At 52.2% G+C, this 22,009-nt stretch carries 17 protein-coding genes; 4 read left to right on the forward strand and 13 right to left on the reverse strand.

All coding sequences use genetic code 11. From position 1 onward, the window contains the following. Positions 1–59: 59 nt before the first annotated feature. The 4 genes from POG22_RS06655 to POG22_RS06670 form a co-directional block, all read right to left on the reverse strand. On the reverse strand, positions 60–1,418 hold the full coding sequence (locus POG22_RS06655) for a DNA cytosine methyltransferase (RefSeq protein ID WP_498904318.1): 1,359 nt from the start codon (positions 1,416–1,418) through the stop codon (positions 60–62). A gap of 186 nt (positions 1,419–1,604) precedes the next feature. Beyond that, complete coding sequence (locus tag POG22_RS06660) at positions 1,605–3,665, reverse strand: AAA family ATPase (protein WP_498904320.1); 2,061 nt, start codon at positions 3,663–3,665, stop codon at positions 1,605–1,607. Continuing rightward, positions 3,662–3,910 (reverse strand): hypothetical protein, encoded by a 249-nt coding sequence (locus POG22_RS06665; protein WP_498904322.1) that lies wholly within the window; start codon positions 3,908–3,910, stop codon positions 3,662–3,664. The genes POG22_RS06660 and POG22_RS06665 overlap by 4 nt, the downstream gene beginning before the upstream one ends. Positions 3,911–4,046: 136 nt before the next feature. Then, positions 4,047–5,324, reverse strand: a complete 1,278-nt coding sequence (locus POG22_RS06670) for a DNA cytosine methyltransferase (protein WP_498904324.1) — start codon at positions 5,322–5,324, stop codon at positions 4,047–4,049. A 128-nt stretch (positions 5,325–5,452) separates the two neighbouring features. Here POG22_RS06670 and alaS point away from each other — a divergent pair, with 128 nt between their 5' ends. Continuing rightward, positions 5,453–8,083 carry an alanine--tRNA ligase gene (alaS, locus tag POG22_RS06675; RefSeq protein ID WP_498904326.1) on the forward strand — a complete coding sequence of 877 codons (2,631 nt, stop codon included), beginning with the start codon at positions 5,453–5,455 and terminating at the stop codon, positions 8,081–8,083. A gap of 283 nt (positions 8,084–8,366) precedes the next feature. On the opposite strand, the gene POG22_RS06680 is transcribed toward alaS, so the two are convergent. The 5 genes from POG22_RS06680 to pds all read right to left on the reverse strand — a co-directional run bounded on the left by POG22_RS06680 (position 8,367) and on the right by pds (position 14,187). Further along, a complete protein-coding gene (locus tag POG22_RS06680; RefSeq protein WP_498904327.1) occupies positions 8,367–9,203 on the reverse strand; it encodes a hypothetical protein in 837 nt (278 codons plus the stop codon). Between the two features lie 220 nt (positions 9,204–9,423). Further along, on the reverse strand, positions 9,424–10,023 hold the full coding sequence (locus POG22_RS06685) for a DUF1517 domain-containing protein (RefSeq protein ID WP_017659863.1): 600 nt from the start codon (positions 10,021–10,023) through the stop codon (positions 9,424–9,426). Between the two features lie 405 nt (positions 10,024–10,428). After that, complete coding sequence (locus POG22_RS06690; RefSeq protein ID WP_498904330.1) at positions 10,429–11,850, reverse strand: tetratricopeptide repeat protein; 1,422 nt, start codon at positions 11,848–11,850, stop codon at positions 10,429–10,431. After that, positions 11,826–12,755 (reverse strand): 15-cis-phytoene synthase CrtB, encoded by a 930-nt coding sequence (gene crtB / locus POG22_RS06695; protein WP_017659861.1) that lies wholly within the window; start codon positions 12,753–12,755, stop codon positions 11,826–11,828. The genes POG22_RS06690 and crtB overlap by 25 nt, the downstream gene beginning before the upstream one ends. Then, positions 12,739–14,187, reverse strand: coding sequence for an NAD(P)/FAD-dependent oxidoreductase (pds, locus tag POG22_RS06700; RefSeq protein WP_498904332.1), 1,449 nt, complete (start codon positions 14,185–14,187; stop codon positions 12,739–12,741). Before pds ends, crtB begins: the two co-directional genes overlap by 17 nt. A 26-nt stretch (positions 14,188–14,213) precedes the next feature. Here pds and POG22_RS06705 point away from each other — a divergent pair, with 26 nt between their 5' ends. Together POG22_RS06705 and POG22_RS06710 are read left to right on the forward strand one after the other, a co-directional pair. Further along, positions 14,214–14,372 carry a hypothetical protein gene (locus tag POG22_RS06705; protein ID WP_498904334.1) on the forward strand — a complete coding sequence of 53 codons (159 nt, stop codon included), beginning with the start codon at positions 14,214–14,216 and terminating at the stop codon, positions 14,370–14,372. Positions 14,373–14,502: 130 nt separating this feature from the next. Further along, positions 14,503–14,745: a hypothetical protein gene (locus tag POG22_RS06710; RefSeq protein WP_498904336.1), complete on the forward strand. Its 243-nt coding sequence runs from the start codon at positions 14,503–14,505 to the stop codon at positions 14,743–14,745. Positions 14,746–14,855: 110 nt separating this feature from the next. Here the strand turns inward: POG22_RS06710 and rsmG are convergent, their stop codons facing one another. The 4 genes from rsmG to POG22_RS06730 form a co-directional block, all read right to left on the reverse strand. Then, positions 14,856–15,614, reverse strand: coding sequence for a 16S rRNA (guanine(527)-N(7))-methyltransferase RsmG (gene rsmG, locus POG22_RS06715; protein WP_498904337.1), 759 nt, complete (start codon positions 15,612–15,614; stop codon positions 14,856–14,858). Positions 15,615–15,623: 9 nt separating this feature from the next. Beyond that, positions 15,624–16,088, reverse strand: coding sequence for a single-stranded DNA-binding protein (locus POG22_RS06720; RefSeq protein WP_498904340.1), 465 nt, complete (start codon positions 16,086–16,088; stop codon positions 15,624–15,626). 243 nt (positions 16,089–16,331) lie between these two features. Next, positions 16,332–18,893 carry a mannose-1-phosphate guanyltransferase gene (locus tag POG22_RS06725; protein WP_498904342.1) on the reverse strand — a complete coding sequence of 854 codons (2,562 nt, stop codon included), beginning with the start codon at positions 18,891–18,893 and terminating at the stop codon, positions 16,332–16,334. 251 nt (positions 18,894–19,144) lie between these two features. Next, positions 19,145–19,528, reverse strand: coding sequence for a DUF6464 family protein (locus POG22_RS06730; RefSeq protein ID WP_017659854.1), 384 nt, complete (start codon positions 19,526–19,528; stop codon positions 19,145–19,147). A gap of 219 nt (positions 19,529–19,747) precedes the next feature. On the opposite strand from POG22_RS06730, the gene POG22_RS06735 reads away from it, so the two are divergent. Further along, a complete protein-coding gene (locus POG22_RS06735) occupies positions 19,748–21,463 on the forward strand; it encodes a peptide ABC transporter substrate-binding protein (protein WP_498904343.1) in 1,716 nt (571 codons plus the stop codon). Positions 21,464–22,009 lie beyond the last annotated feature (546 nt).

The following is a 22,009-nucleotide window of genomic DNA, read 5'->3' on the forward strand; positions in this document are numbered from 1 at the left end:
CCTTCGCTACGAAGAAAATTGAAGAAAATTTCAGTCGAGAGTTTCGAGATATTTTCTATTCACAAGACGATCCGAATTAGTTCCTTCGCTACATGGAATACCACAGGAACGGGAACCGCATTCCCAAACTGTTTACCAGCTTTCTTCGAGTCTGAGTGAAACACGAAGTCATCGGTAAATCCCTGCAATCGACAAAAATGCTTCGCTGCGAAGGATTTATATCGACCTTTTTTATAGACTAAATTTAAAAATTTGGCTTTGTACTTCTCGGGATTATCAGCTTGGATAAAACGAGTTGCGTAAAAGTTTTTAGTTCCCGTCGCCGTTAACGTCGGAACGACATCGGAATTCGGCATCACGATGCGATAAACGCCATCGATTCCCGACATATTTTTGGAGTTAACAAACTCGTATTTATGATTTGCAGTTTGACGGAAAATCTTTTTCTGGACTAAGGTATCTAATTCTTCTCTCTCTAAATCGGAAATTAATTCTTTTAAATCCTCAAAGGATAACGGATTTCCGTCTTTATGTCCGTATTTTTTCTTCCGTCGGTTGCGAAGCAGCGTCAAGCAAATTAATTTCTCTTTTTCCGTGGTGTCTGTGATATCCCAAGAGTGAATGGTGGTGTGACCGTTTCGTAAATCGGAAAAAATGAAAAAGTCGTTTAACTCGTCGTCTTTTTGAAATCGCGTTCGGGAAGCTGGAATGCGATCGCTCTGAAAGATAATTTCCGGATCGAGTTTGGCTTTTTCAGGAATCTCGCTATTGTGAAATTCGTCGAGGATGTCTAACAGTTTTGGCTGAAGATCGAGGGGTTGGGGAAATTTGTATTCTTGATTGTGTGCGATATCTTTACGAATCCCGACAATAAACACGCGTTCGCGATTTTGAGGCAAACCAAAATCATAAGCATTTAGAATTTTCCATTTCACACAATAGCCGATTTCTTCAAATTTTCTCAACAGAAATTCAAAGCTATTCTGGTTTTTGGGATTGGCTAAGCCTCGAACGTTTTCAAAAATGAAGGATTTCGGTTGACTGTTTTGAGTCAGTCGTAAAACATCAAACCACAATTTGCCACGAGGATCGTCAAAGCCTTTTAATTTCCCCGCCACTGACCAGGGTTGACAGGGGACGCCTCCCACGAGAACGTCGAGATTTCGAGGTAATTCTGTGATTTTAACGATGTCCCCTAAATTGGGTTCGTCGCGATTGAGATAGCTGATAAAATTGGCTTGATAGATTTGTACGGCGTCTCGATCGATCTCTGAATATCCCAAGCATTGACCGCCAAGGCGTTCTAAGGCGATGCGAAACCCTCCAATTCCGGCAAATAAATCCACAAAGGAAAACTTACTTTTTGCCGAAACCAGATGAATGGGAAGTTCGAGTTGCAGGGGGTCGAGGGTATTCATCAATTACGTGAGAGAGCCGATCTGACGAAAATCTATTTTAGTGTAAGGCCGATCGCTAACGTGAATTTTTTTTAGATTATTGTACCACAAATTATTAAGATTTTACTGCGTTTTAAACGTCTCAACTTGAAAGGCTTGAAACTTACGATCGCCCCCTCTCCAATTTAACGAAACGACTGTAAAAAACTACTTTTTCACCGGAATCACTTCCGTATACTCGAAGTCGTTGGGACTGCGGCGGACGAGGGGATATCGCGTTCCGTGAAGTGCGATCGCGTCCTCCTCACAATCCGGTTTCGGAGAGTTGTACAGCAAAACGTACTCGCAACCGATGCGATCGCGCATTTCTTCCGCTACCTCACCGCGCCATTGCGTCTTCGTCACCAATACCACCAACTGATTCGCCAACCGGGGAATCGACTTCGCCACCTGACGCCGATAGATTTCGTCCAAACTCCCAAACGGCGAATCCATGACGATGGGATAGGTACTGCTATCGGGACCCATCAACGTATTGCGCTGACTCCACTCTCGTACCCCGTCGATAATTCCGCCGATAAACGACAAACTGAGAATCTGATTTTCTCCCGTGGACGCCGCCACCAATTGCTCTCGTCCCGAGGTTTCTTCGACTAACATTAACTCGTAGCTTTCGTTCAACTTGGGACGGTACGGCGTAAAAGAAATCTGACGGAACAACGCCTGAACCCGTTCTTCTAACGACAGTCGAAACTTCTCCTCGAACCGTTCTTTAACGGCGATCGTCCGTTCGATCGCCTCCTCCGTCGCCGCAATCCGCCGCTGGGCCAACAGTTGGCGGCGTTCGTTCATCTGCTGCTGGTCTACCTGTTTTCCTAACTTGGTAATCTCGCGTTTTAAGGTGGTGCGTTGCTGTTGGTTCGCGCCAATTTCTCGGTTTAACTCTTGCGATCGCGCCTCCACCGTATCGAGGCGTTGCTGTAACTGCTGAATATCCTCGTCGGGGAAGTCCCGCAACTGGGTTTTCGTTTCCTCCAACTGCGCCTTTACCTGTTCGAGTTCCTCGTACCCGTCGCGCAAAGTTTCCTGTAGGCGATCGAGCCGTTCCCACACCGACTCCACTTGTTTGTCGATTTCCTCAATTTGCGAACTGGTACGAATCGCCGCCTCCTCCACATCGGCGCTTCCCGCTTTCTGCGTCCACCCCCGCACCCGTTCAAACAACGACGAACCCGGTTTGAGATCGCTTCCGCAAATGCAGCGTTGGTGTTCCAACAAATCCTCGACGAATTCCCGTTGAATTCCTCGGGGAAACTCCCCCCGTTCCCGCAACTGGCGCACCCACTGGCGAAATGTCTCCGTCGCGTCGGACAAAAACACCGTATAACCTTCCGTTGAAACCACCTGCGCGATATCTCGCCGCGCCGTAGCGATGCGATCGACCAATTCTTGACGTCGCGCCTCCAAAGTGTTTCGCGTCTTTTGCAACTGTTCCGCGCCGTTCAACTCCAGCAAGTGTCCGTTGAGGGTATGTTTCAACTCCTCCTGTCGCGCCAGTTCTTCTTGAATTTCCTCAGCGCGGCGTTCTAAGTGTTCTAATTCTTGTTCTTTTCGCTGCTTTTCCCGTATAAACTTTTTGGTTTCCGGGTTTCCAATTCCCTTGAGGTTATTTTCCAAGGATTTTCGCGCTTCTTTGAGATGTCGAATTCCCAAATCGATCGCGTTAATTCCCAGCAGAGTTTTCGTCGCTTGAGCGATTTCCGAACGTTTGTCGTTTCGCATCAGTTGTTCGATGCGTTCTCCGTCGAAGAAAAAGTAGCGATGCAGACTTTCGGGGAGAATTCGCGCCACCACGTCTTCCGGGTGTTCTTGGGGAAACATCCAACGTCCGTCTTCCCGCGCGAACTGCAAACTAAACTGACTGTCGCCGTATTCAACCCCAGATTTCGTGTTGTAGGCGCGACACCAGCGTTTTGCTAAATAGCGGACGCGATCGTGTTCGAAGCAGACTTCCACCTGACATTCGACGGGTTCTTTCAGTTCGGCTTCGGCTAAAGCGCGTTTGTTAACGAGTTGGTCTTCTGAAGCGAAAGCGGCGCTAAAACGGTTGTAGAGAACCCAAGTAAAGCCGTTGGTTAACGCGGTTTTTCCCGCACCGTTGTTTCCGTGGAAAACTGTCGTGTTGAGTTGACCTCCCGCGATGGCAATTTCGGGAGTTTCGCCGTAAAACTGACGGAAGTTTTTCAACTTGATGGAAATCAGCTTCATTCGGGAATGGCGTTGTAGATGACTTGTAAAACGTCGTGGGTGACGCCGTAGGTTTTTTGGGTGTAGAGGCGACGCCGTTCGATTTTTAAAACGTCTTCAATAATTTTTTTGACTTCTGGACTGGCGGTTTCGACGGGTTCCCATACGTCTTCGAGGCTTTTTTTGGCACCGTACTTCGATCGCTTTTCCGACAGGATCGCCGAGCCGATTTTATCTGTTTCGGGAATCGAATATTGAAGTGTCATCTCAGGTGAGACTTGCGAATGGCTAGGAATATTGTAACCCATCGAACTCGAAGGGAACAGGGAACTTTGGGGAGATTTAAAAAAGATTCACAAAAATCTGACCCCATCGCCACGCGATCGTCTGAGTCGCGATTTGTTAAATTTCCAGCCCAGGAATACTTAGCTGACGTTCTTGGGATTCTGGGACTTGCAGGAGTTTTGGGGTTTCCCGGCGCAAAGTCGCCACGACACTCTGTCCGATATGATAGGCCAAATTAACGGGAATTGCATTACCGATTTGTTTGTATTGCGCCGATAGGTTTCCAGCGAATTTCCAGCGATCGGGAAAGGTTTGAATTCTGGCGTATTCGCGAACGGTTAAAGGTCGTGTTTCGTCAGGATGACAGCGTTCGGTTTGGGTTTGTGCGGGGCTACAAGTTAAGGTTAAAGCGGGTTCGTCCCAAGCTAATCGTTTGGCGAATCCCGTGCGTCCGCCCCCTCGATAATAGCTGTTTTTCATATAGTCTTTTTGTACCTCGACGGGTAAATCTCGCCAATTTCCGCCGGGGGGAACGAGTTCCATCACTTGACGCTTGCGATCGTTGTATTGAATTCCGGGGGACGTGGGACAGTTTTCTAAGGCTTCTCGTAGGGAAATCGAGTAGCTTTTTTCGACTGGGAAGATCGGCTGTAGGTTTAAATCTTTTCGGGTGGCGATAATAAAGAGTCGTTCGCGTTTTTGGGGAACATCTAAAAATTGGGCGCGAGCCACTCTATAGTCCGTTTGATAGCCGAGATTTTCTAAAATCTCGAACATGATTTGGAGAGTTTCTCCTTTTTGATGGGTGAGTAAGCCTTTGACGTTTTCTGCGATCGCAATTTGGGGCTGAACTTCACAAACACAACGCGCAAACTCGAAAAATAGGGTTCCCCGCGCATCTTCTAAGCCGCGACGAAAGCCAGCGTGACTGAAGGCTTGACAGGGAAATCCACCGGAGACGATATCGGCGCGATCGCGAAAGTCTGAAAAATCGATTTTGGCCACGTCATCGCCGATAACTTGCCAATTGGGGCGGTTATTGTTAAGGGTTTCGACGCAAGTGCGATCGCACTCCACCAAGAGTTTATGCTGAATTCCGGCGTTTTCAAAGCCTAACGCCAGTCCCCCCGCCCCGGCAAAGAGTTCGATCGCGGTAAAATTCGTCTGATTTTCTGCTTGCAAAATTCGATAACGATTTTCGGTGCGATCGCCCCGCCGCATTCGATCGAATTCTTGAAGTTCTTCCAGGTTGAAAACTCGATTTCTGTTGCGATCGAGATAACTTTTAATGAGTTGCTTTTTCTCCCAGGTAAAAACATCCTGGGGTGTCACCCCTAAAAGTTGAGCGGCTTCCTGTAAACCGACGGATTTTCCGATCTCGCGCGATCGTGTCATATCCTTCTCATCACGAACTGTCAATCCCCGTTGACTTCCTCGGCCCTTTCCCCACCCATAACCCTACAATATATCAATAGAACGGGGTAAAATGCCCTTCACCGCAGTCCACCGAAGTCAAACCCACGATGTCTTTCCAACCCCAGTACATGAGCGGTCGCGAAATCCGCGAACAATTCCTACAATTCTTTGAAAAACGCGGACACCAACGGCTTCCGAGTGCCTCCCTCGTTCCCGAAGATCCGACGGTATTACTCACCATCGCCGGAATGTTGCCCTTCAAACCCATCTTCCTGGGACAGAAGGAACGCGACTATCCTCGCGCCACCACCTCGCAAAAGTGTATCCGTACCAACGACATCGAAAACGTCGGACGCACTGCCAGACACCATACCTTCTTCGAGATGCTGGGGAACTTCAGCTTCGGCGACTACTTTAAAAAAGAAGCGATCGCCTGGGGTTGGGAACTGATGACGCAAGTGTACGGCTTACCCCCAGAACGCCTCGTGGTCAGCGTTTACAAAGACGACGACGACGCCTTCGACATCTGGAATCGAGACATCGGCATCGCCAAACACCGCATTCAACGGATGGGGGAAGACGATAACTTCTGGAAATCCGGCCCCACCGGCCCCTGCGGTCCCTGTTCGGAAATTTACTACGATTTTTACCCCGAAAAAGGCGATACCGATATCGATCTCGAGGACGACAGCCGCTTTATCGAGCTGTACAACCTCGTCTTCATGCAGTACAACCGCGACAGCGACGGCAATCTTACCCCCCTGCAAAACAAAAACATCGATACGGGGATGGGATTGGAACGGATGGCGCAGGTGCTGCAAGACGTCCCCAATAACTACGAAACGGATCTGATTTTTCCGATTATTAAAACAGCGGCGGAAATTGCCGGAATTGACTACAGCAAATCCGACGATAAAACCAAAGTGTCGTTGAAAGTCATCGGCGACCACGTTCGTGCGGTGGTTCACACGATCGCCGACGGGGTTTCTGCCTCTAATATCGGACGGGGATACGTGGTGCGTCGCCTGATTCGTCGGGTGGTGCGTCACGGTCGTTTGATTGGAATTGACGGCGCGTTTATCAACCAAGTTGCAGAAACGGCGATGCAGCTTTCTGAAGCGGTGTATCCGAACGTTCGCGATCGCGACAGTTTCATTAAAGCGGAATTGGAACGGGAAGAAGCGCAGTTTCTCAAAACCTTGGAACGCGGCGAAAAACTGTTGGCAGAAATCCTCGAAGCCAAGCCGAAACAGATTTCTGGGGAAGATGCCTTTACGCTGTACGATACTTACGGTTTCCCCTTAGAACTGACCCAGGAAATCGCGGAAGAAAACGGCATCGGTGTCGATGTGGCGGCGTTTGAGGCGGAAATGGAAAAACAGCGAGAACGCGCTCGCGCCGCTCACGAAACCATCGATTTGACGGTTCAGGGAAGTTTGGACAAACTGGCCGAACATATTCACGCCACGGCGTTTTTAGGATATAACGACGTGCAGTCTACGGCGAAAATTGAAGCGTTGTTAGTGGACGGAAAAATTGTCGAGTCGGCTGAGGCGGGAACTGAGGTGCAAGTGGTTCTCGATCGCACTCCCTTCTACGCCGAATCCGGCGGACAAATCGGCGATCGCGGCTATCTTTCTGGGGATAACGTGGTGGTTCGCATCGACGACGTGAAGAAAGAAAACGACATTTTCGTTCACTTCGGCCGCGTGGAACGAGGAACCCTCAATACTGGAGAAGCGATCGCCGCCAAGATCGATCGCGCCTGTCGCCGCCGCGCACAAGCCAACCACAGCGCCACTCACTTACTGCAAGCGGCGTTGAAGCAAATTGTCGATGACGGCGTATCGCAAGCGGGGTCTTTGGTAGCGTTCGATCGCCTGCGGTTCGACTTCAACTGTCCTCGCGCACTCACCCCAGACGAAGTGCAACAAGTGGAAGACTTGGTGAATACCTGGATTGCAGAAGCACATTCGGCGCAAGTGGCGGAAATGCCGCTTGAAGACGCTAAAGCCAAAGGTGCCGTGGCCATGTTTGGGGAAAAATATGCCGATGTCGTCCGGGTTATCGATTTTCCGGGGGTGTCGATGGAGTTGTGCGGCGGAACCCACGTCCACAACACGGCGGAAATCGGCGCGTTCAAAATCGTCTCGGAATCGGGGATTTCGTCCGGGGTTCGTCGCATCGAGGCGGTATCCGGCCCGGCGGTGTTGGATTATTTGAACTTGCGCGATCGCGTGGTGAAAGACTTGTGCGATCGCTTCAAAGTCAAACCGGAAGAAGTCAGCGATCGCATCACCAGTCTGCAAGAGGAACTCAAAGCCACCCAAAAACAACTCGAAGCCACCCAAGCCGAACTCGCCGTGGCCAAATCGGACAGTTTGGTATCCGAAGCGGAATCGGTGGGTGAGTTTAAAGTGTTGGTGGCGAATTTGGGAACCGCCGATGCGAAATCCTTGCAAACCGCCGCCGAACGTTTGCAACAGAAACTCGGCGAAGCGGCGGTGGTGTTGGGTGCCATTCCAAGCGTTGGGAAAGTGAGTCTCGTGGCAGCCTTTAGTAAAGGGGTGAATCAGAAAGGCTTGCAGGCCGGAAAATTCATCGGCGGCATTGCCAAACGCTGCGGCGGTGGCGGTGGCGGTCGTCCCAATTTGGCGCAAGCTGGGGGACGGGATGCCAGTAAGCTACCCGAAGCATTAGAGGCGGCGAAACAGCAGTTAGCCGATGGGTTGAAGTAGTTTTGGCGATCGCGACCCCGGTATTTTGGAGATGCCGGGGTTCTTTCTTTCGACCATTTTTCACGAGGAAAATTAAGGATGATACGGAATCCAGGTTTGAAAACCCTGTTTTGCAGCCCTCGCTGTAAAGTCCCTGTACGCCAGGACTTACATTGATTTTGGGCGATCGCTTTAGCGGCATCTGAAACGGGGTTGTCAGAAGCTATCCCTCTCCCCTCGAGTCTGTTTCTTAGGAGAGGGATACAACGCTTCTCCGTTCAAATCTCTGAATCAGAACCGCAAGTTAACGGCGGCGACCAAAACCACCCCGAGATCGCGGTCTCGAACGACCGCTACCGAAACCCGTCGTCCGTTTGCGGGTGGTCGATCGCTTCGATTCGCCACGAAGTTTACTCGAACCGAATCCCGAACCGGTCGATCGATTCAACGTGCGCGTCCGGCGTCGGTTAGCTTTCTGATTCGAGGAATTCCGCAGACTTCCCGTCGTCCGCAACTGCTGGCGGTTCTTCACCGCTGCTGGCGGTTCGTTATGTTTCTGTTGGTAGCGGTTCACCGCTTGGCTGTAGGTGTTTCCGTAACCGCCGTATCCTGTCATCACACCACCGGGTTGGTACATGGGAGGAACGTAGTACGTCGGTGAAAACAGCATATTCGCCACTACCTGACCCGCTAAAGCCCCCGCAAACGGCGTCCAGAAGCTCGATTCGCGACGCACCACCACCGTTTCCGTCTGTCCCGTTTGGGGATTGGTTTGAGTTTCCGTAACGTTGTGAACGTAGCCGATGCGGAAATCCTGTGCCAAATGCAACACCGCTTGTCCGTTGTCGAGTTGCAAATACGATCGCTGACTCGCTTCGACTTCTTCCTCTGTCAGCGGCATCATTTGTAAATCCGTCGTCGCGTACATCGGCGATCGCCCCCGTGGGGTATTCAACAACATCAACGTATATTCGCCGTTGGCGTCGTTATATTCAGCTTGTTGAACGGGATACTGGCCGTTTTCAAACGAAGCGGCGATCGCAGTTGAAGCGAAATGGTTCGAGTTCGACGGAACCACTTCCCCCCACATCATCCAAACCAGGGTCAAACACAAAAATCCAGCAAAAAGTTTTTTCAACATCTCTTTCAACCTATTCAATCTGTCATTAGCGTTGTGTCTTGTCGATGGGTGACGCAATAACATCATTAACCGGATTTCGTCCACATTTTCCGGCCGCGTCACACACCCTTGTCTGCGATCGGTGGGGGCGGTGCGTGACGCGGTAAGACAACATTAGCCTGACTTCGACCAAATTTTCTAGCCGCGTCACACACCCTACCGATCTGGTGACGGGTGACTGTTAAAGCGGAATCAATTCAGGAAAGTTTTCTAACACCTGTTCTGAGGTAAGTTCGTCACCGAACCGAGCTGGAGAAAAGTGAACTTGAATCGCGTGAAGTTTGTTTTGATAGTGTAAGTTAATTAACGCCTTGAGTCCGTATCGCAATGCTTCGATATCTGCGAGATCGGTTTCGAGATCGGAAATTTCCCCCTCTCCAGCTACCGTTAACATCACCACAACGTTTTCTGTGGTGGGTAGAACCAGTGTTTCGTCTTCGTCTTCATCGCCGAAAGCGGGTTGTGAGAGATAGCGTTGTGCTGAATCCGTAAACAGTTCGTTGACGTAGTCTGCGGCTTCTCCTTCTTCCCAGATGACATCGCCTTCGTTAGCGGCGGCTTTCCAGTAGGGTTCGAGTTGTAAAAGATGTTGGCAGATTTCGACGAGTCCGTCTCCGAGGACTTCTAAATCGCCTTCTGATTCGATCGCAGATTGTCCGACGCGGTTGAGAACCCCCAGCAGTGGATTCACCTCCGTTCCCGTCAGATGTAGCATAATCCGACAGACGACGAAGCGAGTTTTCCCCGTCAGTCGGTTCCAGCGATCGCTCAAACTACTCATATTGTCTCTACGTCCTCCCTTGCGATCGAGTGTTATGTCGAGCCGACAACCATCTTTGTATGATATCCCGAAAGGGCAGAAGAGAAGATGTTAAAGTCCTCGCCGAGTTACCTCAGACGTCAGGTACAGCGATCGCGTGACTTGCGGTAAAAGCATATGGGGTGTGTCTGTAGAAAATGACGATGATGTCAGCAGCTCGATCGATCGGGATAGAATGAGAGCATTGACAAACACAATGCCAGCCAACTTAGATCGAACACTTGTCTTTGTTCGATCTATTTATTCTCAATTACTTGAGTCTAATTCTAGAGGGTAATTTTAAACTTTTAATTTTTTTTATACAGTTAAAAAATATTTGCCGAGTCAAATTTTAACAATCTTTTATAGGGTAACAACAGACGCTCTTCAGTTTCCCAACGCATTTCCTAAATTCACCAACGCTGCGCCGTAGTTCGGATCGAGTTCCACGGCGGTACGCCACGCCTCGATCGCGCGATCGAAAAATCCCTGTTCGTACAACAACTCGCCCAAACGGTTGTAAATCTCTGCCGAATCGGGATTCAACGTCAACGCCGCTTCGTAAGAGATGTTCGCCGTGTAATATTCCCCCCGTTCGGCGAGCAAATCCCCCATTCTCGCGTGGGCTAAGCCAAACGTCGAATCGACGCGCAGGGCGTTTTGAAACGCGGCCATCGCTTCGGGAAACTTGTTGTTTTCGGCGTAGACGTTACCCAAGCCGTAGTACGCCAACGCCATCTCTCGCGAAGAGAGCGATCGCGCTTCTACAAACCGATCGATCGCTTGCTGGTAAGCTCTCGCCGCCTCGGACACTTCATCTAACGCCAAATACGCATCGCCCAACCCGCGATACGCTTCAGCATAATCGGGATCGAGGGCGATCGCCCGCTCGAAGTCAGATAACGCCACCTGGTAACGTCCCGTTTTGAGCCGTCCTACCCCGCGATAATAAAAGGCAGAGGCGCGATCGCTGGTTCGTTCGATCGCTTCTTCCAATACCACCAGTGCCTCGCGGGTGCGTCCAGCCCGCATTAACGCCTCTCCGAGTAGCCCGTAAGCCTCGTTAAGTTCTGAATTGACCTCCACTGCCGTTTGTAGCGCTAAAATCGCCTCGGGGACGCGATCGAGTCTCAACAATGTCTCGCCGCGATAGTAATGAGCGCGATCGAACAGCGGCGCGACGCTGACCGCTTGCTGGAAGTAGTCCAAAGCCTCAGTAAAATTGCCTTCGTCGTAGAGAATCAAGCCGATGTTGTAATACGCAGCCCCGAGGGTACTATCGAGACGAATCGCCCGTTCGTAGGCTTCGATCGCCTCGCCAATGCGTCCGAGCGATCGATACGCCACCCCCATATTGTTGTAGGCTTCAGCGTAGTTGGAACGAATATCCAACGCCAACCCGTAAGCCACGATCGCCGACTCAGGATCGCCTTGTCCCTGCAACGCTCGCCCCAAATTGTTATAGGCTTCGTAATTCGACGGATCGAGGCGCAACGCTTGTTGAAACGCCTCTTCCGCTTCCACGAACCGCCGTTCTTCTAGCAAACGCAGTCCTTCTTGCAGGTAATACCCCTCGCTGCCGTAACCCTGAGCGAATCGAAGTGATTGGGAAACCGACGGCACAGCCTGGACGGACTGCAACCCATAGAAGGCTGTTATCCACCCCAACCCCACACTAACCCACAGCAACCGTCCTCGAACCATTTCTGTCTCGCTCCCGGTGTCTCTTGGTTTGGCGATAGCCCAAGTATAGCTTGGGGTTGGCGGCGATCGTCGCGATCGCCTTACATCGCCTGAGCGCGAATCCAAGCCACGGGCAAACACATCGCCTTACGCCATCCCGGAACGTAAGCCCGTTGGCGAAACACATCGTAGCCGTTGCGTTCGATCGCGTCGAGAATCTTACTATAGAGAATCGTTGCCGCCCACACCGGCCAGCGGGCATCGGGGCTGAGGGCTGCAATACCGCGTTCGGCGGTGGCGTAGTACTTGCGGGCCCGTTGAATTTGAAACTTCATCAACGCCCGCCAGCGATCGTCGACGACCCCGTCAAACAGATCTGCTTCGGTATAGTCGAACAACGCCAACTCGTCCAACGGCAAATAAATGCGTCCGCGTCGGGTGTCTTCCCCCACGTCTCGCAAAATATTCGTCAGTTGGTTTGCGATGCCGAGAGCGACGGCTTCTTCTGTAGGGCGCACGCCCTCTTCTAAGATCCAAGGTGCCGTTTGCAACGCCGGATCGACCCCCATCACCGCTTCCGACATCAAACCGACCGTTCCCGCCACGCGGTAACAGTACAGCTTTAATTCCTCAAAGGTCTGATAGCGATTGCGATACAAATCCATTCGCTGACCTTCGATCATGTCGCGAAACGGTTCGATTTCCAGGGGAAACCGTTCTAGCGTATCGACCAAGGCTACATCAAAATCGTCCATCGCCCGACCCGAAAACAGAGACTCTAAACGAGATTCCCACTCGTCGAGGGTTTCCGGCGTCGTATGACGGGCTTCAGGGCCGTCTACGAGTTCGTCGGTACGGCGACACCACACATAGATCGCCCAGATCGCTCGCTGTTTGGCTTCGGACATCAGCCGCGTACCCAAATAAAAGGTTTTGGAATACTTAGCGGTAATCTGGCGGCATTGTTCGTAAGCCTCCTCAAGTGACACGCGCATGTTGACCTTGGGCGGGGATTTAGGCAGTTGCAGCATTCGTAGCAGGCTCAACAGTCGTTTTTTTCGCAGCAGTTGCCCCGTCAGAATTACGGGATTTTACGTCGGCGTCGATCGCCTGCGCTGTCAGCTTACCAGAAAGCACAGCACCTTCCATACTGCCGAGGTATTTTTGCATCGTATAATCCCCAGACAGATAGAAGTTCGCGATGGGCGTCCGTTGAGAAGGACGGTATTGTTGGCGACCGGGGATCGCCTTGTACACCGATCGCGGCGTCTTCACGACGTGGGATTTCAGCAGTTTAGCCGGGTGGTCTCCCGTGAAGTGTTGGGGGAACAGTTGTTTGAGTTCCTCCATCGTCGCGGCGATAATCTCTTCGTCAGATTTGGAAATCCAATCTTTGGCGGGGGCTAACACCAGTTCCAGCATGGAGCGATCGGGGTTTGCGTATTCCTTACAGGTGTTGCTCATGTCGGCGTACACGCTCAGCAAGGGCGATCGCGAAAACAGCAGGTGATCGATGTCGGTCAGTTTGCGATCGAACCACAGGTGCAGGTTAATCACCGGAACCCCTTCTAAACCTTCCAACTTCTGGAAGTGGGGCAGTTGACGCCAGGGTTGCGGCAACAGGACTTTCAACGGATCGACGGGCATGGCGGAAACGTACAGATCCGCTGGGAAAGCTTCGTCCGGTTGTCCGTTCAGTCCCCGAAGTAAGAACTGTTTCACCGTTCCGTCTTCGTTGAGCTGAATTTCTTTGAGGGGGGCGTTGAGGCGAACTTCCCCGCCTCGTTCGGTGATGTAATCCACCAACGGCTGACAGAGGCGCTCGGTGGGGGAACCGTCAAGAAACGCCATTTTCGATCCGTTCTTTTCTTGTAAAAAACGGTTTAGCGCCGTCAAAATAATCGTGGCAGAAATTTCATCGGGATCGATAAAATTCAGTGCCTTTGACATGGCGATAAAGACTTCTTTTTCGACTCGTTCGGGGACGTTTTGCCGCTTCAACCACTCCGAGAATGAATATTTATCCATCTCTTCAACGTAGTCTTGCCCTTTTAAAATAGCGGGGATTAAACCCAGTCCGAACCGAATTTTTTCTTCCCAAGTCAGCATATCGTTATTTCGCAAAATTGCGATAATGCCGTTGACTGGGGCGGGAACGTCGGGAAAATCAAATCGCGAATAGGTTCCCGGTTTTTCGGGCTGGTTGAAGATCATGGTGTGTTCTTTCCACTGCAAGCGATCTTCAATTCCGAGTTCCTTAAAAAGCTGCAACATATTCGGATAGGCTCCGAAGAAAATATGCAGCCCCGTTTCGTACCAGTCACCGTCTTCGTCTTTCCAGGCGGCGACTTTACCCCCCAATACGTTGCGGCGTTCTAGGACGATCGGCGTGTGTCCTAAATCGGCTAGGTACTTGGCACAAGACAGTCCCGCTAAACCGGCTCCGGCGATCGCGACTCGCATGTAACGTTACTATCCTCACTTCAATAATGGTTTTCCCGTCTCTCATTATACGTTGCAATCTGTTACAAATCATCGAGCGGCGACGTTCCGTCCGTGAAATTGCCGATCGCTCCCGGCGAGAAATGGCGCGGTGCTGTGAGTTCGATCGCGCTACTGCCCCCCGTGCGATCGCCGCGATCGACTGATACCTCACACCACGAAACCTCAGCAGTATCACCGAGACAGTAGCAGTGCGATCGCTGATTTTTTCGGGGGTTCGACCCATCATGGACAGTAACGAAACCTTCTATCGAACCTCCAATGAGACAAGCTCTGATGTCACGGTCTTCTGAATCTCAACCGTCCCCAGAAACCTTTGACGCTCGCTTTTTGACGCGGGTGTATCCAGAATTTCGCAGCGAGATCGATCGAATTTTACAATTGGTGAAAGTCCTCGAAACGGACACTCAACGTTCCCCAGAACAGCGAGTGCAGGACTACCAAAAAATTCGCGCCGCCGCCCAGCACATGAGCGTCTTACTGATCGAAGCCCTCGACGAACTTCGCGATCGCCCCTAAAGGGGAGAGGGGGAGAAGGGGAGAGGGGGAGAAGGGGAAAACTATTAACTGTTCCCGATTCCCGATTCCCGATTCCCTGTTCCTGATTCCCTGTTCCCCGTTCCCTGTCTTCACTGGTGACTGGTGACTGGTGACTGGTGACTGTAAAAGCGTTGCAGGTAAACGCTGTGACGCACGGCATGGGAAATCGGCGTCTCGAAAGCATCTACCGTCGCGATCGCACCCCCTAACTCCTGTAATGTCGCCTGTAGGTCGTCCCGGTCTTCCTCCGTCCAGCGACCTCGGTACAGCACCGCCTGTCCGCCGGGTTTCAGCCACGGGAAAACGTAGCGGGCGCAAGCAGACGGCGTTCCAACCGCTCGCACCGTCGCCCAGTCGTAGGCACCGCGATAGGGAGGAATTCGACCGAGTTTTTCGGCTCGTCCGGCGATCGCCGTTCCGTTGGCGATCGCCAAGTCGTCGATTAACGCGTTCAAAAACCGAACTTTTTTCTGAGTCGAATCGACGAGCGTTACCTGCCAATCCGGGCGTGCTAGGGCGATCGGCAAACCGGGGAATCCCGCCCCCGTACCGATATCGACAATGCGGCACGGAGTCGGTAACTCCGAGGCGGGTGCGTTCAGGATCGCTGCGATACCCCGCAACGAATCCCAAAGGTGTTTTTCCCAAAACGCCTCGGGGTCAGTAATGCGCGTCAGGTTCAGTTGTCGGTTGCCCGCCAGGATACCCTCGTAAAGCAGTTGAAAGCGATCTCGGACTTCGGGTGTCGGGGCGGCCGCTCCCAGCGTCGCCTGCCAAAGTGGGGACAACTCCGGTAAGACAGGGGTAGCGATCGCCCGTCGAGGGGATTGAAACGAGTCTGACTCCATCGCGATCGCCTAAAACGGGATGTCGTCAACTAACGGTTCGTCTGCCGACGGGGTCGTCGGGGTCGTCGGTTGCGCGGCCGGTTGCGGGGGAGGCGTCGATGCCATCGGCGTGGGAGCGGGCGTCGGTTGCGGTTGTGCCGCAGCGGGAGCCGCTTGATGACCTCCTGCCGCCGCCGCGATCGTGTGAATGCGTTGGGCGGTCAGTTCGGCGCGTTTTTCCTTAAACCCCTCGGGGCGATCGACCGTCACCATATTCAGACGTCCCTCGATGACGATGCGATCGCCGCGATGGTAGTTTTGATTCAAGGCTTCAGCCAGTTTGCGCCATGCGACGACTTTCAGTGTGGCCGGCGGATCTCCCTCGCGTACGGGATCGAACTGAACGATCGTCTCGGCAACTGGAATTTGGGCGTCGCTCGTGTAGCGCAGTTGCGGGTCTTGGACGATTTCCGCCATTAAAATGCAGCTATTCATTTCAAACGAATGTCGGTAACTTTGGTCGTGAATTCACACGCGGGTCGGACGCAAAGTCGCTTCCGGGGCAGTCGCTTAGCGTAACGCTTTCTTTCTTCAACTCGCAAGAGCGATCGCCGCAGCAGGTTCGCGATCGCCCCACCACCCCGAGATTTTTTCGTACGACTCTTTTCAAACTATCGGTATTGTAGCAGTCGGAACGAACCCAGACGAAACCCGGTTCGTTCCGAAACTCCCCTCTCATCAAACGAGGGTTTCCGAGAGATTCTGACCGCCTTGATGCTGTTCGACGAAGTGTTGAATCCGCGTGCGGTAATCCCGCAAACTTTCATCGACCCAATCGCGGTCTTCTCCGTTGGCGAAAATGTGAACCACCGGTTCCCCAGCATCGGGCAACACCAACACCCAATTGTCCGACTGAGGTTCGCACACCTTCACCCCATCGACGAGTTGAATGCGATCGCTCGGGTGAGTTTCCACCATGTGCCGCATCAGCGCCCCCTTGACCGTCCAAGGACAGCGAATCGTCTGACAGCGGTGATACACCCGAGGCAACTCCGCGCAAATCTGTCCTAACGGTCGTCCTTGCAGCGTTTCCATCTCGATTAACTTCGCGATGGAGAACATCGCATCGAACCCTGGGTGTAACTGCGGGAAAATAAAGCCCATCTCTCCACTTCCGCCTAACACCACGTTGGGGTTGGCGTGGCACGCTTCCATCAACGCCGTGGGGTTGGCCTTCGTGCGAATGACCTGACCGTCGTGACGTCGGGCGATTTGTTCGACCGCACTCGAGGCGTGAACTGGCACCACCACCGTTCCGCGCGGGTTGGCCGTCAAAATCGTATTGACCATAAACGCCGTCAGTTGTTCGCCGCGAATGGGAATCCCCGACTCGTCGATCAAAACGAACTGTTCGCCGTTGGCCGACACTTGCGCGCCGAAATTCGCCCGCAGTGCTTCGACCACCTGACCCAGTTGCGTGAGCAGTCCTTCCCGTTCCTCCGCCGACAGTGCCAACTGGTTCAAGCTGGCGTTGAGGACGACCGCATCGCATCCGAACTTCGCCAACAGTCGCGGCAAAATCGCCCCCGATACCGCGTAGGCGTAATCGATGACCACTTTCGCGCCCCCGTGACGCACCGCCTCGACGTCGATGAGTTTCTCAAAGCCAGTGCTGTAGATTTCCAGAACCTGACTCGGATAGTTCATCTGACCGATTTCGGAAATCTGCGCCCGTCGCAGGTCTTCTTTAAAATAAGCCCCTTCGATTTTCTTCTCTTTGGCTTTCGTAATGTTGATGCCGTTCGCGTCGAAAAATTCAATGAGAATCGAATCGGCTCGTTCCGGGTGAACTCGCACGTGAAGACCCCCTTCGATATTCACGCGAGGCGTTTGGCCTTGCGACGAAGCCCGCGCGAAGGCTCGCGAAATTGGAATGGCCGTCGCTTCCAAGTTTTGGACGTTGACCCCCACCGACATAATGCCCGCGATGAGCGATCGCGACACCATGCGCGAAATACTGCGTTGGTCGCGGGAAAAGACCACTTGAGCGCCCTGTTTGAGCGTCGAACCGTAAGCCGCTCCCAATTTCACGGCAAATTCCGGTGTAATGTCGATATTTGCCAGACCACTGACGCCGCGCTGTCCGAATAGGCTGCGCCGTGCTGTTTGTCCCCAAATCAAATTAATGTTCAAAATTGCACCGGACTCGATTTTTTTGCTCGGCCAGACCCGCACGCTGGGGCTGATTTGGGCTTCTTCTCCCACTGTCGAAAGCGGACCGACCACCGCCCCTTCGAGAACGTGGGCCCGGCGATCGACTCGGGTTCCCCGGCAGATCGTACAAGCTCGCAGGTGAACCTCGTCGCCGATAATCGCGCCGTTCCAGATAATCGGACGTTTGAGATCGGCGTCGCTACCGATGGTGACGTTATCGCCGATAACCGTTCCCGCTTCGATTTGAGTTCGCGCCCCGATGCGGCAGTTATCGCCGATGAGAACGGGGGCTTCGAGTTTAACCGTGTCGTCGATATAGGTATTTTGTCCGATCCAAATTCCAGGTTCGCGTTCTGGGTAGGGAAAATCCGTCTCGACTTTGCCCCGGAGGGTGTCGTATTGCGCCTCGCGATAGGCTTCGAGATGGCCGACATCGCACCAGTATCCTTCGGCGATGTAGCCGTACATGGGTTCGCCTTTTTCCAACAGCAGCGGGAACAACTCTTTCGAGAAGTCGCATTCTTGGTTGGCGGGGAGGTATTTGAGAACTTCCGGTTCGAGGATGTAAGTCCCGGTGTTGACGGTATCGGAGAAAATTTCCGAGGCGGAGGGTTTTTCGAGGAAGCGAACGATGCGCTGGTTTTCGTCGGTAATGATTACCCCGAATTCGATGGGGTTGGGAATGTGTTTGAGGATGAGGGTGGCTTTGGAGCCTTTTTGACGGTGGAAATCGATCGCCGCACTCAGGTCGAAATCTGTGATACCGTCGCCGCTAATGACGAGAAAGGTATCTTCGAGGAGGTCTTCGACGTTTTTGACGCAACCGGCGGTTCCGAGAGGTTGTTCTTCTTCGACGGCGTAGGTCATTTGAACGCCGAAGTCTTTTCCGTCTTGGAAGTAGTCCCGCATGACGTCGGGGAGATAGTGAACTGTCGCGATGACTTCGGTGATTCCGTGGCGCTTGAGGAGATTGAGGATATGTTCGGCGATGGGACGGTTGAGTACCGGTACCATCGGTTTGGGGAGATCGCAGGTCAGGGGTCTCAGTCGCGTCCCCGATCCTCCAGCCATTAACACTGCTCGCATAAGCGCTCCTTTGATGTCGTTTGTCGTACTAATGTGATTATGTGTTGCTATTTCTACTAAAAAGGTATTACAGGTTTGAGATTACAGACTCAATAAAGCCTGGGATCGCAACTCCGTCTCGACCGCCTTCAACGGTCGCGGGCGATCGCAGAGTGTCTCTCGACTCGTCCACGTTTATTGTAGGGGGCGGAAGGGGAGAGTTTACAACGCAGAGGAACGAAGGAGATCTGACGGAGAAGGGAGAACGGTTCTCACGGTTGGCGAGTTTTGGTGTGCCGATCGTCGATCGGCGTAAAATATTTGCAGGGATGGCAGGGACCTTCGGGATTGACGGCGCAGCGAACTAACTCCGATCGCGCGTTGTACTGACAGGACGCGTCGCCGATAACCCAACGACCGTTAACTAGACTCATTTCTTGGGGACGGTCGGCCTTCTGCACGTAGAGGGCGATCGTGTTGAGGCGATAGCGACCGGATTTGAGATGGTAGCGGTGTCGGCGTTCGAGAACGGTGTAGGTCTGACCGTCGAAATCGAGATAGTGACCGGGTTGTGGCGTCCAGTCGAGATAGACTTTTCCCAGGGACTTCGCCGACTTCGTTAAAATCACCTCGGTTGGTAAAGAGTCTGGCTCCATAGGCCCTCCTGTCGTTCGGTTTACACTTTTCTACCAATTTCAAGGTAACGCATCTGTTGGGGCGCACTGCCTCGGGGTGCGATCGCTTCGATGTCTTTTCAGGAACGGTGTCGAGAATTTTCGATCGAGTGCTTGCGGAAACGCTCAGTCCGGCGTTAGGGTATTCTGCCAGATATTCCCCGTTTTGGGGTGCGATCGCCGTTGTCTACGATACTGCTTATGTCGTTTCCCGTTCGCCGTCTGTTCGTCGCCTCTGCTCTGAGCCTGTCGCTGTTGTCGGGATGTACGGGAGAGTCCCCCGTCGCCGAACGCAATCCTGAAGTGTTACGAATGCTGTCGTGGCAAGCCCCGACGATTCTCAATCCCCACCTCTCGACGGGATTTAAGGATTGGGAAGCCAGCCGCGTGACCCTCGAGCCTTTGGCGACGTACGATGCAGACGGACAGATGGTTCCTCTCCTGGCGGCGGAAATTCCCAGTTTGGAAAACGGCGGTGTCGCCTCTGATGGAACTTCGGTAACGTGGACGCTCGATCGCGAGGTGAAATGGTCGGACGGAACGCCTTTCACGGCTGAGGACGTGGTGTTTACTTACAATTACCTCAGCAATCCCGAGGTGGGCGCGACGAATTTGGGGGTGTACCAGGCGATCGCCAGTGTGGAAGCGATCGACGAGACGACGGTACGGGTCAATTTCAAACGTCCCAATCCCGCCTGGTCTTTGCCTTTTGTGGGCGCGTCGGGCGTCATTTTGCCAAAACACGTGTTTGAGGACTACAGCGGCGCGAACGCTCGGGAAGCCCCTGCTAATTTAATGCCCGTCGGCACCGGCCCCTATCGGGTGGTGGAGTTTAAACCCGGTGACGTGGTGGTGTACGAACCCAATCCCCACTACCGGGACGCGGAGAGCCTCAGTTTCCAACGCATCGAACTCAAAGGCGGCGGCGACGCGACTTCGGCGGCGAGAGCGGTGTTGCAAACGGGAGATGCGGATTTTGCCGATAATTTACAAGTCGAACCCCAGGTTTTGGAACAGTTGGAAGCTGGGGGAACTGGTAAGGCGATCGCCAGTTTCGGGGTTTTGGGGGAGCGCATTGAATTCAACTATACTGACCCCGATCGCGCTAACGAAAACGGCGATCGGGCGACTTTGGAATTTCCCCATCCGTTTTTTACTGACGAAACGGTTCGACAAGCCTTTGACTTAGCGATCGATCGCGAGGCGATCGCCACTCAACTCTACGGAAAAGCTGGAAAACCCCTCGCCAATTTCCTCTTTACTCCCCCTCAATATGTTTCGCCCGACACGAGTTACGAATTCAATCTCGAGAAAGCCGCCGAACTTCTCGACGAGGCGGGGTGGATAGATAGCAATAACAATGGAATTCGCGATAAAAACGGCGTTGAAATGCAAGTGGTCTTTCAAACCTCCGTTACGCCAGTTCGTCAGAAAACCCAAGAAATTATCAAGCAGAGTTTGAGTGCGATCGGCGTCGGCGTGGAACTCAAAAGCATTGATTCCAGCATTTTATTTTCTGGCGATCCGTCGAGTGTCGATACACTTCAACGCTTTTATGCCGACTTACAAATGTTTTCTACGGGGAACTCCAATCCCGACCCAGCTATTTATATGAAAACTTACACCTGCGACGAAATTTCAACTCCCAAAAATAACTGGTCGGGGCAAAATTTCTCGCGATATTGCAATTCCGAATACGACGCACTTTGGGATCGAGCGCAAACAGAACTCGACCCCGAAAAACGCCAAGCCTTATTCCTGAAAATGAACGATTTGTTAGTTCGAGATTCGGTTGTCATGCCGATCGTTCATCGCGCCGACGTGGTGGGAGTTAGTTTACAATTAGAAGGGGTCGAGCCGACGCCTTGGGATCGCGCCACCTGGAACATTGCCGAATGGCGGAAAGTGTTTAATTGAGAGCGATCTACCAGATTTTGAATATATGCAATGCAAAAATTCTATGTAGAGCTATCATGAATTCACCTGACTATAAAGATATTGTCAAACGGATTACCGATCTTAAATTTGACGATCGTGAGATCGCGATTATGCGGCTATACAATGAAAATTATACTCGGGGTGCATCTCACTTTTGCAAAAACATCAGTTTGGGGTGGCAAAATTCCCGATTAGCACTTCCGGTATAAGATCCCCGGCATCTTGGAGATGCCGGGGATCTGGAAATTGAGTGCGCCCAATTCGATGAATTTACATTTTTGAGATGCACCCTATACTCGTCTGCAAGAAGCACGTCTGATCGAAAATGGTTTTCCAATCTTTAAAGGATTCCACTATTCTGTTAATACTCAGCTAGAGTTTAATTTTTCGGCTCTTCCGATTTTGTTATGCAAAAAAATACTAATTTAACCCCAATTCCGATATTTGAAATTCAAAGCCGAAATTCTGTAAAGCTTGCAGAACTTGACATAGAGCGATCGATTAATGTAGAATAAATTTAATTAT

This window comes from Geitlerinema sp. CS-897, from assembly GCF_028368005.1.
GTDB classification, from domain to species: domain Bacteria; phylum Cyanobacteriota; class Cyanobacteriia; order Cyanobacteriales; family Geitlerinemataceae; genus Baaleninema; species Baaleninema simplex.